At 33.7% G+C, this 15,292-nt stretch carries 16 protein-coding genes and 1 pseudogene; 15 read left to right on the top strand and 2 right to left on the bottom strand.

Going from position 1 to position 15,292, the window contains the following annotated elements; translation table 11 throughout:
* Positions 1 to 172 precede the first annotated feature (172 nt).
* The 15 genes from Q7C23_RS15050 to abc-f all read left to right on the top strand — a co-directional run bounded on the left by Q7C23_RS15050 (position 173) and on the right by abc-f (position 13,813).
* Positions 173 to 1,627 carry a glutamate synthase subunit beta gene (locus Q7C23_RS15050; protein ID WP_375033310.1) on the top strand — a complete coding sequence of 485 codons (1,455 nt, stop codon included), beginning with the start codon at positions 173 to 175 and terminating at the stop codon, positions 1,625 to 1,627.
* Positions 1,628 to 2,202: 575 nt separating this feature from the next.
* A complete protein-coding gene (gene lysA / locus Q7C23_RS15045) occupies positions 2,203 to 3,426 on the top strand; it encodes a diaminopimelate decarboxylase (RefSeq protein ID WP_194657692.1) in 1,224 nt (407 codons plus the stop codon).
* 502 nt (positions 3,427 to 3,928) lie between these two features.
* A complete protein-coding gene (locus tag Q7C23_RS15040; RefSeq protein WP_375033309.1) occupies positions 3,929 to 4,828 on the top strand; it encodes a pentapeptide repeat-containing protein in 900 nt (299 codons plus the stop codon).
* A 64-nt stretch (positions 4,829 to 4,892) separates the two neighbouring features.
* On the top strand, positions 4,893 to 5,342 hold the full coding sequence (locus Q7C23_RS15035; protein ID WP_375033308.1) for a hypothetical protein: 450 nt from the start codon (positions 4,893 to 4,895) through the stop codon (positions 5,340 to 5,342).
* 30 nt (positions 5,343 to 5,372) lie between these two features.
* A complete protein-coding gene (locus Q7C23_RS15030) occupies positions 5,373 to 5,861 on the top strand; it encodes a YegJ family protein (protein ID WP_375033307.1) in 489 nt (162 codons plus the stop codon).
* 31 nt (positions 5,862 to 5,892) lie between these two features.
* Positions 5,893 to 6,327 (top strand): DUF3592 domain-containing protein, encoded by a 435-nt coding sequence (locus Q7C23_RS15025; protein WP_375033306.1) that lies wholly within the window; start codon positions 5,893 to 5,895, stop codon positions 6,325 to 6,327.
* A gap of 24 nt (positions 6,328 to 6,351) precedes the next feature.
* Positions 6,352 to 6,723, top strand: coding sequence for a hypothetical protein (locus tag Q7C23_RS15020; protein WP_375033305.1), 372 nt, complete (start codon positions 6,352 to 6,354; stop codon positions 6,721 to 6,723).
* Between the two features lie 107 nt (positions 6,724 to 6,830).
* A complete protein-coding gene (locus Q7C23_RS15015; RefSeq protein WP_375033304.1) occupies positions 6,831 to 7,301 on the top strand; it encodes a hypothetical protein in 471 nt (156 codons plus the stop codon).
* A gap of 139 nt (positions 7,302 to 7,440) precedes the next feature.
* Positions 7,441 to 7,830: a VOC family protein gene (locus Q7C23_RS15010; protein ID WP_375033303.1), complete on the top strand. Its 390-nt coding sequence runs from the start codon at positions 7,441 to 7,443 to the stop codon at positions 7,828 to 7,830.
* A 294-nt stretch (positions 7,831 to 8,124) separates the two neighbouring features.
* Complete coding sequence (locus Q7C23_RS15005) at positions 8,125 to 9,312, top strand: hypothetical protein (protein ID WP_375033302.1); 1,188 nt, start codon at positions 8,125 to 8,127, stop codon at positions 9,310 to 9,312.
* A gap of 184 nt (positions 9,313 to 9,496) precedes the next feature.
* On the top strand, positions 9,497 to 9,823 hold the full coding sequence (locus Q7C23_RS15000) for a helix-turn-helix transcriptional regulator (RefSeq protein ID WP_072975905.1): 327 nt from the start codon (positions 9,497 to 9,499) through the stop codon (positions 9,821 to 9,823).
* Positions 9,813 to 10,316, top strand: coding sequence for an SRPBCC domain-containing protein (locus Q7C23_RS14995; RefSeq protein ID WP_375033301.1), 504 nt, complete (start codon positions 9,813 to 9,815; stop codon positions 10,314 to 10,316). The genes Q7C23_RS15000 and Q7C23_RS14995 overlap by 11 nt, the downstream gene beginning before the upstream one ends.
* Positions 10,317 to 10,481: 165 nt before the next feature.
* The gene (locus tag Q7C23_RS14990) at positions 10,482 to 11,351 is read left to right on the top strand and encodes an alpha/beta hydrolase (RefSeq protein ID WP_375033300.1); all 870 of its coding nucleotides are present in this window, start codon (positions 10,482 to 10,484) and stop codon (positions 11,349 to 11,351) included.
* 17 nt (positions 11,352 to 11,368) lie between these two features.
* A complete protein-coding gene (locus Q7C23_RS14985) occupies positions 11,369 to 12,049 on the top strand; it encodes a GNAT family N-acetyltransferase (protein ID WP_375033299.1) in 681 nt (226 codons plus the stop codon).
* 168 nt (positions 12,050 to 12,217) lie between these two features.
* On the top strand, positions 12,218 to 13,813 hold the full coding sequence (gene abc-f, locus Q7C23_RS14980) for a ribosomal protection-like ABC-F family protein (protein WP_375033298.1): 1,596 nt from the start codon (positions 12,218 to 12,220) through the stop codon (positions 13,811 to 13,813).
* 138 nt (positions 13,814 to 13,951) lie between these two features.
* Here abc-f and Q7C23_RS14975 read toward each other — a convergent pair.
* A pseudogene (locus tag Q7C23_RS14975) lies at positions 13,952 to 14,145 on the bottom strand (magnesium chelatase); the annotation flags it as partial.
* Between the two features lie 127 nt (positions 14,146 to 14,272).
* Positions 14,273 to 15,247: a Gfo/Idh/MocA family protein gene (locus tag Q7C23_RS14970; protein ID WP_375033297.1), complete on the bottom strand. Its 975-nt coding sequence runs from the start codon at positions 15,245 to 15,247 to the stop codon at positions 14,273 to 14,275.
* Positions 15,248 to 15,292: the final 45 nt, after the last annotated feature.

The raw sequence follows: 15,292 nt of genomic DNA, 5'->3' as shown, positions 1-15,292 counted from the left end.
TTTAGAATTCAGATTTTAGATTTTAGATTGCTGAATTTAACCTCAAAGCTTTGCGAACTTAAAACTCGCAAAGCAAAAATAAAGCCTCGCGCTCTTTGCGGTTAAAAAATTGGAATTTGGAATTTTTAAAATTGGAATTTAAATACATCATTTAATTTTAATTAAAAATGTCATGGGTAAAATAGGCGGATTTAAAGAATATAACAGAGCCGACGAAAGTAATGTAGCAGTTGCAGAACGTGTTTCGAACTACAACGAATTTACTATTCCGTTATCTGAAGAAAAGAAAAAAGAACAAGGTTCAAGATGTATGGATTGTGGTATTCCTTTTTGCCACAGTGCTTGTCCGTTAGGAAATTTAATTCCTGATTTCAACGACATGGTGCATCAGGAAGAATGGCAAGGTGCATTGGAGATTTTGCAATCTACTAATAACTTTCCTGAATTTACAGGTCGCTTATGCCCTGCTCCATGTGAGAAATCATGTGTATTAGGAATCATCAAAGAACCGGTTGCTATCGAAAACATCGAGAAAAACATCATCGAAAGAGGTTTCGCTGAAGGATGGATCAAACCACAAGCACCAAAAACAAGAACTGGAAAAACGGTTGCCGTTATTGGTTCTGGTCCTGCAGGTTTAGCAGCAGCTCAACAATTAAACAGAGCGGGTCACACTGTAACTGTTTTTGAAAGAGACAATGCTATTGGAGGTTTATTACGTTACGGGATTCCGAATTTCAAATTAGAAAAAGGAATCATCGACAGACGTGTAGCCATCCTTGAAGCAGAAGGAATCACTTTCAAAACTAACGTAAATGTTGGGGTTAACTTTAGCGTTGAAGAACTAAATTCTTTTGATTCTATCGTATTATGCGGTGGAGCAACAGAAAGAAGAAGTTTGCCAACGAAAGGAATCGAAAGCAAAGGCGTTGTTCAGGCAATGGATTTCTTAACACAACAAACGAAAGTTTTATACGGAGAGTCAATTCCAGATCAGGTAATGGCAACTGGAAAAGACGTAATTGTAATTGGTGGTGGAGATACAGGTTCAGATTGTATCGGAACATCAAACAGACACGGTGCAAAATCAGTAACTAACTTTGAGATTTTACCAAAACCTCCAGTTGGAAGAAGCGAATCAACGCCTTGGCCTTTCTGGCCGTTGCAGTTGAAAACGTCATCTTCTCACGAAGAAGGCTGCGACAGAAACTGGTTAATCAATACTAAAGAATTCCTGGCGAACGAAAAAGGAGAATTAGTGGGATTAAAAACAGTTGAAGTACAATGGAAAATGACTCCGGGTCAACGTCCTGAATTAATCGAAAAAGAAGGTTCAGAAAAAATCTGGCCTTGCGATTTAGCTTTATTGGCTCTTGGATTTACAGGTCCTGAGAAAACTTTAAGCGAGCAATTAGGTCTTGAAGTTGACATGAGAAGCAACTACAAAGCAAAAAATTATCAAACGAATGTTCCTCACATTTTCACTGCTGGTGATATGCGAAGAGGACAATCGTTAATTGTATGGGCTATTTCAGAAGGTCGCGAAGCAGCAAGAGAAGTAGATTTATTCTTAATGGGCTCTACCAACTTGCCAACCAAAGGAAACGGAGACTTACCAAGTCTGTAATTTTTAAAGATGCTAAGATGCTAAGAGATTAAGTTTTTTTTCTTGCATTTTATTTAATCTTTATTCCGATAAACAACATAACTACTAACAAACCTTTGAATTAATATTCAGGGGTTTTGTTTTTTTTGCCACAGATTATATGGATTAAATTGATTTTTTGTTTGCCATGAATTTCCACAAATTTTTACTAATTTCTTTTTTCGCTCGATTCTAAAATTAAACATAGGCCGTGGTTTCAACTGCGGGGACACAATTTATAATTACACCTAATCTGCAACGTTTCCCGTGGTTAAAACCCCCGGGCTATGTTTTATGCATTTTGCGGAAATCCAAAATAAAAATTTGTGGAAATTCGTGCGCTTCGTGGCAAAAAAACTGCGCTAATCTTTTAATCTGTGGCAAAAACTTAGTACCTTAGAATCTTAGCACCTCAGAACCTTAAAAGAATTTATAAAAATTCGAAATAAAGCACTTTTTGTTCAAAAACAAACAATTTGTTACAATTTGTTATTTTTCTACAAAAAATTTGTCGTTACTCAAAAGTGTAATAACTTTGCCCAAAATAGTTTATAAAAATGCAAGCAAAAGATTTACTGCAGTTAGCAGACCAATTTGGAAGTCCATTATATGTTTATGATGCCGAAAAAATCCAATCACAGTACAACAGGTTAACTAAAGCTTTCTCTAAGGTAGAAAACTTAAGAGTTAATTACGCCATGAAGGCATTGTCTAACGTTGCGATTCTTCAGTTATTAAAGAACATGGGATCTGGGTTAGATACTGTATCAATTCAGGAAGTTTTATTAGGACTTCATGCTGGCTATGATCCTGACAAAATCTTTTTTACGCCAAACGGAGTTTCTTTGGAAGAAATCGAAGAAGTTGCCGCAATGGGTGTTCAAATCAATATTGATAACTTATCTATCCTGGAGCAATTCGGGACAAAATATCCTCAAATTCCGGTATGTATCCGTATCAATCCGCACGTAATGGCGGGTGGAAATGCTAACATTTCTGTGGGACATATCGATAGTAAATTCGGAATCTCGGTACATCAGATACCGCATATTTTGCGAATTGTTGAAAACACAAAAATGAGTATTGTTGGAATTCACATGCACACAGGATCTGATATTTTAGATATCGAAGTATTCTTGTATGCTGCTGAAATCTTATTCGACACCGCTAAACACTTCAAAGATTTAGAGTTTTTAGATTTCGGAAGCGGATTCAAAGTGCCTTACAAAAAAGACGATATCGAAACAGATATTGAAGAATTAGGTAAAAAATTATCAAAAAGATTCAATGCATTCTGTGCAGAATATGGCAGAGATTTAACGTTGATTTTCGAACCAGGAAAATTTTTGGTGAGCGAAGCCGGTCATTTCTTAGTAAAAGTAAACGTAGTAAAACAAACGACCTCAACAGTTTTTGCCGGAGTTGATAGTGGTTTCAACCATTTAATTCGTCCAATGTTGTACGGATCTTCACACCATATCGAAAATATCTCAAATCCAAAAGGAAAAGAGCGTTTTTACTCTGTGGTAGGATACATTTGCGAAACTGATACGTTTGCTAACAACCGCAAAATTTCAGAAATTACTGAAGGTGATATTTTAGCTTTCAGAAACGCAGGAGCATACTGTTTCTCAATGTCTTCTAACTACAATTCAAGATACAAACCAGCCGAAGTTTTATGGAAAGACGGAAAAGGAATTTTAATTCGTCAACACGAAACTTTCGAAGATTTACTTAAAAATCAAATTCCGTTGCCACAAGAAATTGCTGCAACAGTTTAAAAATAAAAAAAAAGAGAATATCTATTGAATCCCGTTTCTTAATTGAGATGGGATTTTTTTTACCCCCCATTATGATTTCTCTTTACGTCGGAAATGACAAGATTTTGGATAATTGAGATTCAAAACTGCACTTTGGAATAGCGCAGTTTAATTCAGAAAAATATGGCATCTTTGTCTTGTCCTGAAAAAATAAACTTCTAATCTAGGCCCCGATGGGAGCGATATCCTTTTTCTGTCCGCCGCGGCGGACAGGAAAAGATTTAGCGGATAGCGGAACGGGTCGTTCTTTTGAAAATGAAAATTACTGCTACTAAAAATTTACCACAACATTTAAAATAAAAACCTATTTTAGCTTGGTACAAACCCCAAAACTTATCAAAAACTACCAAAGGTTGTCAATAACAACTATAAGTAGCGCAATTACAACTATTGGTAGCTGACTTTATTTGCGAACAGGCTATGGGGCACTATAGCTTTGCAGTATCAAATAAAAAATATAATTATGATGCTAAATTCAAAATCAGTAGGCAATAAAATTGCTGCAGCCAGAAAGAAAATGAACCTTTCGCAAGCAGACCTTGCAAAACAAGTTTCAATTAGTGCACAAGCGGTTGGTAAATGGGAAAGAGGTGAGTCAATGCCGGATATTTCTACATTAAATAGACTTGCCAAAATTCTCGGTGTGGACTTAAACTATTTTTCGGAAACATTCAAATCTAATGCTTCTGAAAACCAATTTGAAACAACCCAAAAACAAGCTGTAGAAATTTCAACAACAAAAGTTAAGACTAATTCAGGTTTAAGCTGGAATATGTCATCGGGAAACTGGGTTGACGCTGACTTTTCGGGGTTAAATAACCTTAAAGACAAATTCAGCACTTCAAATATGAAGAATTGTCAATTTCTTGATTCCGACTTGTCGAACTTAATACTTAAATCCAACAATATTATAGGATGCGATTTTTCTAATTCAGATTTGAGAAATAGTAAAATTCAGACTTCTAACGTACAAAACAATCAGTTTGTTGAATGTTCACTCATAGACACGGAATTTTCGTCGAGTGAAATTAAAAACTGTAATTTTTCAAAGGCGAATTTTTCAGGAGTTGAATTAAAGACATCAGATTTTAAAAGTTGTATTCTGGAAAATGCGGTTTGGAACCTGTCGTCATTTAAACTATCCAGTATTTCTGATGTGGTTTTTAATGGTACAATAGAAGAATGTTCTTTTGAAAACTGCTCTTTTTCAAAAGTGACTTTTAAGAATGCAACCCTTATCAATACTTTTTTTAAAGGTAAGTTAAAAGGCATTCAATTTATTGACTGTACTGCTGACCGAATAACTTATGAATTCCTTAAAAACGGAAAAGCGAACCTGACAGGACTAACTTTATTAACATAGTGCCATCAAAATATAGAAGAAATAAAAAACTATTTTAACTTAGCCAAATTAAACCTAAAAACCAATGAAAATTACGATTCCCCTGTCGGCATTATTCCTGTTACTTACTACTACTCTATTCAGCCAGACTATTGCTGATTTAAAACTAAAACCTAAAGAAATTCCAAAAAGTTATTTTTTAAGCGATGGCCAGATTTGTGTTACCAATCAGGCTTGTAATTTTTATACTGATATTACTACTTACAGCAATATTATTGGTGTTGTAAAAAGCAAAGAAATTCAAAGTTTCAAAAGTAAAGCAGACAGCGGTTCTATTATGTACATTGAATTTGAAAACAGATTCAAAGGTGATAAATTTCTGCAAGGATTGTTATGGGGAAAAGACGGTCAGCCAACAGACGAGCATCCGGAAGAATATCTTGCTAAAGGAAAATTTCTAATCATCTGGAGTTTTCATCCGGATAGTACTATCAAAGAAAAATCGGAAGCTAAAATTGATGCGATTTTGCAGTAAATAAACTCTCAATTAAAAATGAAAATAAAAATGAAAATAAAAATCTTATTGTCGTTAATGCTGCTTTGTTTTATAAGCTGCAAAAATTCAGATAAAGTTGAAAGAGAAAATCAACCTGACATTTATGGTATTAAAGAAACTGACAAAGAAATGAATGAAGCAATAGAAAAAGCCAATAAAACTTTAGCTGATTTCAATTCTGCTTTGATCAACCCAAAAATTGAGGTTAAAGCATTGAAAGTTAAATTTCAAAATGAAACTGATGTTGAACATATTTGGATAAATGACGTTAAGTTCATTGATGGTAAATATTCAGGAATTTTAGACAATGAACCTGAATATATTAAAGGCCATAAAATTGGAGACACAATTAATGTTGATACCAAAGATATTAGCGATTGGATGTATATTGAAAACGGAAAATTATTTGGTGGTTACACAATAAAAGTACTACGTAATCAAATGTCTGACAGTGAAAGAAAGCAATTTGATGCTGAAAGCGGAATGCAGATTGATTAAAAATAGTAAAATCTAAAAAACAGAAAAAAAATTGGAAATCCTTTCCTTTCTCAGCGATTCTTTTTGGGATCTTTTTCTTGTCATTATGGGATTTCTAGCTATGGTTCTGGGAATTGACACTTATAAAAAAGAAAAAAAACTTCAGGAAATCGGTATTAAAACTATTGCTAAAGTTATCGATTTTAGTGATGAAGAAACTTCAGATGGCGTAAAAGTTACCGTGCCTGTTTTCGAATTTAATGATAGTTCTAATAATAAAGTTCGTGTAAAAGGGGTTAGTAATTCTATGTGTAAAATTAATGAAACTACAGTTGTTTACTATGACCCTAAAAATCCTGAAACTGAATTCTACTTTGCAAAAAAAGATTTTTTAGTAAAATATCTTTTCTTTTTCGTCGGTTTATTTTTTCTGATTTTAGGTTTTGTATATTTATACAATCATTTCATGGCATTCAATTCTAAATAAGCAGAACTTAAAAAAACATAAAAAATGAAACCACAAATCCGAATCTTAATCTACTCCATACTATTTTTTTTATACCTTTCTTCAACGCCACTTTTATTAACGTTGGGCGAAAAATTAAAAACGGATCCCTTTATCACTTTAGGCTGCGGTTTTGCTTTATTGAATCTTATTTATGCTTTCTTTGCTTTAAAATGGAATGTTTTACTTAATATAATCTGTTCTCTTGCTATTGCAGTTTTCGCCTTATTCTTAGCTTTGAAATTTACTAATTTGCATCTGTTTTTAAATTATGATCCCTATCAGGTTAAAACAGCAATATTGGCCAATGCCGTTTTCTCTATTATACTTTGGGAAATTGTTTACCAGTTGAAAATTAGAATACATACTGCACGTTAGACGCACCGCTGTGGTCTTTAAATTGGGCAAAAAGACTGTCTCAAATTCATCACAATATAGTACCTAAAATTATTTTTATCAAATTAATCTTCAAACCAAAATTTTAAATGAAACACAAACTTCTACAAACAATTAAACAAACTTTATTATTTTCATCTTTTATATTAATAAGCTCTTGTGGATTAAAATCTATTCCTTCTGAATATACTTTTGTAAAAACTAATTTTGAGAAAGTTGATTTAGACAAACTCGGAAACGGTAAAGTTTTGGTTTATAATGGTGCTGATATTATGCATAAAATAGATAATACTTCGAGATTAAACATCTGGATTGATGATAAACCATTAGGCCAATTGAGAGCGAGTGAATATGTTATTATTGATCTTAAAAATGGTAAATATAAATTTAAGGCACTACATCTTGATATGGTAAACATGAGAAGTACAGATGAAGTGGAAATTACTGAAATCACAAAAGTTATCAAAATCAAACCTAATCTTACCTCTAATAAATTGACGGTAACGAATGAATTACCGAAGAATTTTGAAAAATTCAAATACGCTGAGAATAGAAAATAGCTTTATTTTTGAGCCATAATAGACGAAGTGTATAGCAGCGCATACCCTTTTCATGTGTTTTAATTTAAAATTCGTAAATTTATTCTACGACTATTATTTAATAGTGGGAATTAAGTTTTAATTTTTTAAAATGAATCTTATGAAAACTAAAAAAATATGGGCTAATTTGGCAGTAGAAGACTTAGCACGAACTACCAAATTTTATAGCGAATTGGGTTTTAAACCAAATGGCACAAACGAAGAACTGACTAGTTTTTGTTTTGGAGATGATAATTTTATAATTCACTTTTTTACAAAAGAAAGATTTAAATGGGCGGTAAATGATGAAGCGGCCGATCTACAAAAAGGTAATGAAATTATATTTTCGCTTTCAGCTGAAAGTGTAGATGAAGTGCATCAGCGGTTATTGGCTGTTAAAAATGCCGGTGGAAGAATTTTTGCCGAACCTCAAAGTTTTGAAAAAGGTTATTTCTTTGGATTTTCGGACCCTGATGGTCATAAATTTAATGTTTTATACTGGCCGCAATAATAGGAAATCATAACGAGAGATTTTAATAAGATCACTTTTTATTCGTAAAGTGATGCCAATTTTCCTTTTGAAACACTAAATTTCCAATCTGATGGGAGGGAAAATCTTTTTTTGGTGGGTTCACCACAAAAAATTGGGAGAAACAACGGGACGGGGCGTTCTTATGAAAAGGAAAATTTCTACTTCTAAAAATTAAAATCCAAAATATAATACCAGTCGTTTTTCATTCAAAAAAAGGTGTAATACAATTTCAAAACCAATATATTTACGCCTTCAAATCAACAGGTCTTTAGAATGAAAAAAATTAGCCTTTTCTTTTCAATATTATTTTTAACGCTTTCTTCTTGTGGTGTAAAAACCACACAATCGTTAATTAGCGATGGGAATTATGATGCTGCCATAGATAAAGCTGTAGAGGCTTTAAAAACTAAAAAAGAGTCGAAAGGGAAACAGGATTATGTGTATTTACTGGAAGAAGCGTTTGCAAAAGCGAAAGACAGGGATTTACGTAATCTGGATTTGATGACGAAAGAAGCCAATCCGGCGAATGCCGAACGTGTTTATAATACGTATTTGCAACTGAATAACCGTCAGGAGAAAATTAGGCCTTTACTGCCTTTACCGCTGCTTAAGCAAGGAAAAAATGCTTATTTTGCATTCGACAATTACTCTGATCAGATTGTGAAGAGCAAAAATGCGTTGTCAAAATATTTATATGGAAATGCTACAGCGCTTTTAAAATCGAATAACAAACTGGATTTCAGAAAAGCCTATGATGATTTATTTTATTTGGAAAGCATTAATCCGGGATATCAGAATACCAAAAAACTGATGGATGATGCCCTATTTAAAGGAACTGATTTTGTAGATGTTTATGCTAAAAATCAAACCAATATGGTGATTCCCAAACAGCTTCAGGATGATTTATTAGATATTAAGACTTACGGATTAAACGACAAATGGACGGTTTACCATAGCGCCAGACAAAAAAATGTAAAGTACGATTATAGTCTGATTGTGAATTTTGTACAAATAAACATCTCACCTGAGCAGATTAAAGAAAAAGAATTCATCAAAGAAAAACAAGTTAAAGATGGTGTAAAAACACTTTTGGACAGCAGAGGAAAACCTGTGAAGGATAGTCTGGGCAAGGAAATAAAAGTGGATAATTACAGAACGCTTCGTGCGAACATATACGAGTTTAGACAATTTAAATCGTGTCAGGTAACAGCAAAAGTAGATTATGTTGACAGTAAGACAAATGCTTTGCTGCAAACGTTTCCGATAACTAGTGAGTTTATTTTTGAGAATATTTATTCGACTTACAAAGGCGATAAAAACGCATGGGACGATTCTTACGGAACGTATTTTACAAAACGAGCAGTTCCGTTTCCGAATAATGAGCAAATGATTTATGATACGGGTGAAGATTTAAAAGCCAGACTTAAAGATATTATTGTTAAGAATAAATTTAAGGGATAATCCCGAAAAAAGCAACATTTTAAGACGTACAAATAGTACGTCTTTTTTTTTGTCAAAATTTAAAAATACGCTTTCGGCTTTTGCTGAAGAATAAATTATTTCAAAAAAATCATAAAAACATTTTGCGCAACCAAAAAGTTGCTTATATTTGCAACTAATTAGTTGCGTATTTAGATAATTCAAAATGAAAAGAGATATTTTTCAGGCCATTGCCGATCCAACCCGAAGAGCAATTTTAGTATTAGTAGCTACAAACGCCCTGACACCCAATGCGATTGCGGAGCAATTTAATACGACCAGACAAGCCGTTTCTAAGCATATTAAAATTCTCAACGAATGTGAATTATTAGACGAAAAAAAAGTGGGTAGAGAAATCTATTACCAGCTAAAAATTGACAAAATGAAAGAAATTGACAAATGGTTAGCACAGTTTAAAGAAATTTGGGAAAGCCGTTTCAGTCAATTGGATCAAGTATTAATGAATCTAAAATCTAAAGAAAATGAAATCTAATCTATTGATGAATTTTACCGTGGACAAAGAAAATAGTACGGTAAACGTAAAACGCGAATTTAACGCCTCACTTGATAATGTTTGGTCTGCCTGGACAGAACCCCAAATATTAGACCAATGGTGGGCTCCGGCTCCGTGGAAAGCCAAAACAAAAAGCATGGATTTTACAACGGGAGGACGAAGATTATATGCCATGGTGGGTCCGGAAGGTGAAGAACATTGGGCTATTGCAGATTTTACTTCGATTACGCCAAAATCTAACTTTAAATATCTGGATGCTTTTAGTGATAGCGAAGGCAATTTGAACAAAGATTTTCCGCGTTCTGACTGGAATGTGAATTTCTCTGAACAAGGTGATTCAACTATTGTAGATATTGCGATCAAACATGAAAACCTTTCTGATTTGGAAAAAATCATCGAAATGGGTTTCAAAGAAGGTTTCACAATTGCCATGGAAGGTTTGGACCAAATTTTTGCTGCGAGAACAAAGTAATTCTTACTATTATATTTTATGGAATCCCGTTCGTTTTATGACTAATGGGATTTTTTTTGGTAGTAACTATAAATCAAAATTTGTATTTTAGCTTCTTAGAAACTTGTTCTAAGAAAGTAAACCAAACTAATATAATAGCCAATACTGGTTATTAAATATCTCAAAATGAATAAATTTCACTTCCTTGTCTGCTTATTTTTTTCTACAACTTTAATTTTCAGCCAAACTGGTAAATCTAAATCAACCGATACTGCCAAACCTTTTGTATTAGGCGTTATTGAGGAAATTCAATCCAAAGAATTAAACGAAAAAAGAACCTTGAATATTTATTTGCCTGAAGGTTATGATTCTAATGAAGCTACAGAATATCCCGTGATTTATTTATTAGACGGATCGGCCGATGAAGATTTTATTCATATTTCAGGATTAGTTCAATTTAATAGTTTTGAATGGGTAAATCAGGTTCCAAAATCAATTGTTGTAGGAATTGCTACGGTTGACAGAAGAAGAGATTTTACTTTTCCGACCACTATAGAAAAAGACCTAAAGCGTTTTCCAACTTCTGGGCATTCTGATAAATTCATAGCTTTTATCGAAAAAGAATTACAACCGTTCATAGAAAAAAAATACAAAACAACAGATTCTAAAACGATTATTGGGCAATCATTAGGTGGATTATTAGAAACGGAAATACTATTAAAAACCCCTACCCTTTTTAATAAATACATCATCGTAAGTCCGAGTTTATGGTGGAATAGCGGTTCATTGTTAAATCAAGATTCGGTTATTTTTAAGCAAAGTTTTACTCAACCAACTGCTATTTACATTGCAGTTGGCAAAGAAGGGCTTACTCCAACAGAAATCCCGAGAGTGATGGAAGTTGACGCCAATTTATTAGCTGAAAGAATTAAAGCTTCTAAAAACAAAAATTTAAAAGTACACTTTGAATATTTTCCTGGAGAAAACCACGCTACGATATTGCATCCCGCAGTTTCTAATTCGTTTAGAGTTTTATATCCTAAAGCACAAGAATAAAAGTAAAATCCTAATTAATGAAAAGTAGAGAAGAAAATAAATTAGACAATCCGGTTTGGTATTCGTTATCAGAAAACCATCAGGAATTTGCTGTTGAATATGGCAGTATTAAATTCTACGAACCGAATTATGGACCGTTTGGAGGTTTTACAGAACTAAAGAATACTGCAATTGCAACACAAGAATATTCGGCATTAAGTGATAATTTCTTTGTTGTAGGTGAAAAACCTCAAATAGCCAATGATTTAAAAATTGCAAAAGAACTGGTTTGTCTCCAAATGGTTATTAACGAAAAAATTCAGCTTCCAATCGATGTTGAAATCGTGAAGTTGGGTAGAGACCATAACGAAGTTTTATGCGATTTGGTTAATTTGGTACAACCTGGTTATTTTAAAAACAAGACCTTTTTACTGGGAGATTATTATGGGATTTTCAAAGACAATCAGTTAATTGCAATTACAGGAGAACGCATGAAAATGAATGCTTTTACTGAGGTTAGTGCAATAATTACACATCCTGAACATACCGGAAAAGGATACGCGAAACAACTCATCACTCATGTAGTAAATGCTATTTTTGATCAGGGTAAAATTCCGTTTTTGCATGTTGCAGAACACAATATTGGTGCTATCGCCTTATATGAAAAGTTGGGTTTTACTACCAGACGTAAAATGAGTTTCTGGAATATCACCAAATAAAACTCGATCTCCATTTTGCAAGCAATGAAATAGAGTTAAAAAATATTTTTATCTTTGCAACCACAAACCAACTAGAAAATTCCATGTGAAATAAAATTTCTTTCAGACAATTATAAAAGCAGCTGAAAAACAGTTTGCTTATTTGTTTATTCCCAAGAGAAAGAAATTATGCTTATTTCACAAAATATATCCTATTTACATACGAATAGAGATCTGCTATTCGATAAAATTACTTTTACTGCCAATCAGCAGGAAAAAATTGCCTTAATTGGAAATAATGGTGTTGGAAAATCGACACTTTTAAAAATCATTGCCGGTGAATTGCAAGCTTCTGCAGGATTACTTAAAACGGATGCAAAACCTTATTATGTACCGCAGATTTTTGGGCAATTCAATCATTTCACCATTGGTCAGGCTTTGCAAGTGGAAGACAAACGTAATGCCCTTAAAAATATATTGGATGGCAATGTAACCGAAGAAAATCTGGAAATCTTAAACGATGACTGGACTATTGAAGATCGTTGCAATGAAGCACTACAATATTGGCAATTAACCGATTTAGATTTATCGCAAAAACTGGAAAACTTAAGTGGCGGGCAAAAAACAAAAGTTTTTCTTGCCGGAATTTCTATTCACCAGCCTGAACTTATTTTACTTGATGAACCAAGTAATCATCTGGATTTGGCTGCCAGAAAATTGCTCTATCATTTCATCCAAAACACTACTGGCACGCTGATAATCGTTAGCCACGATCGAAAACTACTTAATTTTTTGAATACTGTGTATGAATTAAGTAAACATGGTATTACGGTTTATGGAGGAAATTATGATTTTTATGCCCAACAAAAACAAATAGAAAACAACGCGTTACAACAGGATATCAATAGTAAAGAAAAAGCGTTGCGCAAAGCCAAAGAAAAAGAACGCGAAACAGTCGAACGACAACAAAAACTGGACGCACGAGGAAAAAAGAAACAGCAAAAAGCAGGCGTGTCCCGAATCATGATGAATACTTTGCGGAATAATGCCGAAAACAGCACCTCTAAAACTAAGAGTATTCATGCTGAAAAAATTGGTGGTATTTCTGAGGAATTACAAGGACTCCGTTCAGGTTTACCAGCTATTGATAAAATGAAATTTGGTTTTGACAATGCTGATTTACATAAAGGCAAAATACTTTTTACGGCTACTGCTATTAATTTTAGTTACAATGAAAAATTGCTTTGGAGGGAAAATCTAAGTTTTCAAATTTTAAGTGGTGAACGTCTTGTTTTGAAGGGATCGAATGGTTCCGGAAAAACCACTTTAATCAAGATTATTACAGGCAAAATAGTTCCGACGCAGGGAAATATTTATAAAGCAGAAGCTAAAATTGTTTATATCGATCAGGATTATTCTTTAATCGAAAATCAACTTACAGTTTACGAACAGGCTCAAAAATTCAATGTTTCCGGTTTGCAGGAACATGACATCAGGATGCGATTGAATCGTTTTTTGTTTTCTCAAAATGAATTGGAAAAATCGTGTAGTGCGTTGAGTGGTGGTGAGAAAATGCGTTTGATGCTTTGTTGTTTGACGATTAATAATCAGGCACCAGATATTATTATTCTGGATGAGCCTACTAACAATTTAGATATTCAGAATATTGAGATTCTTACGGCGGCTGTTAATGAATATCAGGGGACTTTGATTGTGGTTTCGCATGATGAAGTCTTTTTGGAGCAGATTAATATTGAGGGTAGTGTTGCGCTTTCTGGGCGTTGATTTAACCGCAAGGGTCGCAAGGGTGTTACGCAAGGTTCGTTAAGCTTTGTGTATAAATTAATCTCGCAAAGTCGCAGAGTCGCAAAATTTTTCTTTTTAAGTTTTCTTTGCGACTCTGCGACTTTGCGAGATTTTTTTCTATCCGAGCCAGCCGTCACGATACAGGCTTCTGTATTGAATGGCTTCTGCTATGTGTTGGGTGATTATAGTTGGTGCGACATCTAAGTAGGCTATGGTCTGACTACTTTTAAGACTCGGTCGTAGGCCCTTGCGGAGAGATTCAGGCGTTCCATCGCGGTTTTTAATAATTCTTTTGATTGCTCGTCTAATGCATAGTTGCTTCTACTCCAGAAACGGCACTTCCGTAAACTTTTACGAACATAATTTCAATTTCATTAAATGTTTTTAAATCTAATGAAAATAATTATATTGTAGCCATTTTACTGCGAAAATGTATTTTTAAAAAGGCAGCTTAATCTGAAGTTTAATCTCCTCCACAATCTTACTCAATTCCAAACTATTCTGATGGGACCAAAATTGGCTTTCCATTTGATTGTTTCTAATACAATCATGACATTCAATTGCTTCATGCGTATATCCTTTTCCAAGATTTGGAAGACAAACTATTTTCTCCTGATTATCTTTCACAATTGAATAGCCATCCGCCATAAACCAGGGAGCATTCAATTGAATATGCCCTTGAGTTCCTCCGATAACGGCTTTCATATCTGATTCGGAAACTATTGAAGCGTTTAAAATAGCTTGTGCATTCTCGTAATTTAAAATCATAGAAGTCTGCAAATCAATTCCGTTTTCATTACAAACCGATTTCGCTATAATTTCTTTTGGAATTCCAAGTAATATATAGGAGAGAAATAAAGGATAAACTCCAATATCATAAAGAGCACCCCCTCCAAGATTTTTATCAAAAAGCCTTCCGCCTGATGCTTCATCAGCATAAAAAGCAAAATCGGCTTTTACATAATTTACTTCACCAATTATTCCATGGTTTACTTTTTCTAAAACTTCTTTTACAGACGGCATAAAACGCGTCCAGAATGCTTCCATAAAAAATCTATTATACTTTTTAGAAGCTTCCGTCATTCGAACCGCATCTTTATAAGAAAGTGAAAGTGGTTTTTCGCATAAAACATGTTTCCCGCTTTCTAATGCTTTGATCGATAATTCGGCATGCGAATCGTGAGGTGTTGCAATATAAACAATATCAACCTGGTCATCGACAAAAAGGGCTTCATAAGAATCATATGCTTTTTGGCAATTATATTGTTTTGCAAAATCATTTGCTTTAACAAAATTTCTTGAGGCAACAGCAACCAAATTAGCCTCTTCTATCAACAATAAATCGGAAGCAAATTGATTGGCTATGTTTCCTAAACCAATAATTCCCCAATTTATTCTATCCTTATTTTTCATAATGTTTTATTTTACACTTCTACCTAAAGGGTGAGTAAAGATCTT

The organism is Flavobacterium sp. LAR06, assembly GCF_041946075.1.
Taxonomy (GTDB): domain Bacteria; phylum Bacteroidota; class Bacteroidia; order Flavobacteriales; family Flavobacteriaceae; genus Flavobacterium.
Note: the sequence above shows the minus strand (reverse complement) of the source record. Positions and strands in the feature narration are given on the sequence as shown.

What these genes read in the sequence shown, in the direction of transcription:
- Q7C23_RS15050 (WP_375033310.1), top strand. Translation starts at nt 173, where the DNA reads ATGGGTAAAATAGGCGGATTTAAAGAATATAACAGAGCCGACGAAAGT.
- lysA (WP_194657692.1), top strand. Translation starts at nt 2,203, where the DNA reads ATGCAAGCAAAAGATTTACTGCAGTTAGCAGACCAATTTGGAAGTCCA.
- Q7C23_RS15040 (WP_375033309.1), top strand. Translation starts at nt 3,929, where the DNA reads ATGATGCTAAATTCAAAATCAGTAGGCAATAAAATTGCTGCAGCCAGA.
- Q7C23_RS15035 (WP_375033308.1), top strand. Translation starts at nt 4,893, where the DNA reads ATGAAAATTACGATTCCCCTGTCGGCATTATTCCTGTTACTTACTACT.
- Q7C23_RS15030 (WP_375033307.1), top strand. Translation starts at nt 5,373, where the DNA reads ATGAAAATAAAAATCTTATTGTCGTTAATGCTGCTTTGTTTTATAAGC.
- Q7C23_RS15020 (WP_375033305.1), top strand. Translation starts at nt 6,352, where the DNA reads ATGAAACCACAAATCCGAATCTTAATCTACTCCATACTATTTTTTTTA.
- Q7C23_RS15015 (WP_375033304.1), top strand. Translation starts at nt 6,831, where the DNA reads ATGAAACACAAACTTCTACAAACAATTAAACAAACTTTATTATTTTCA.
- Q7C23_RS15010 (WP_375033303.1), top strand. Translation starts at nt 7,441, where the DNA reads ATGAAAACTAAAAAAATATGGGCTAATTTGGCAGTAGAAGACTTAGCA.
- Q7C23_RS15005 (WP_375033302.1), top strand. Translation starts at nt 8,125, where the DNA reads ATGAAAAAAATTAGCCTTTTCTTTTCAATATTATTTTTAACGCTTTCT.
- Q7C23_RS15000 (WP_072975905.1), top strand. Translation starts at nt 9,497, where the DNA reads ATGAAAAGAGATATTTTTCAGGCCATTGCCGATCCAACCCGAAGAGCA.
- Q7C23_RS14995 (WP_375033301.1), top strand. Translation starts at nt 9,813, where the DNA reads ATGAAATCTAATCTATTGATGAATTTTACCGTGGACAAAGAAAATAGT.
- Q7C23_RS14990 (WP_375033300.1), top strand. Translation starts at nt 10,482, where the DNA reads ATGAATAAATTTCACTTCCTTGTCTGCTTATTTTTTTCTACAACTTTA.
- Q7C23_RS14985 (WP_375033299.1), top strand. Translation starts at nt 11,369, where the DNA reads ATGAAAAGTAGAGAAGAAAATAAATTAGACAATCCGGTTTGGTATTCG.
- abc-f (WP_375033298.1), top strand. Translation starts at nt 12,218, where the DNA reads ATGCTTATTTCACAAAATATATCCTATTTACATACGAATAGAGATCTG.
- Q7C23_RS14970 (WP_375033297.1), bottom strand. Translation starts at nt 15,247, where the DNA reads ATGAAAAATAAGGATAGAATAAATTGGGGAATTATTGGTTTAGGAAAC.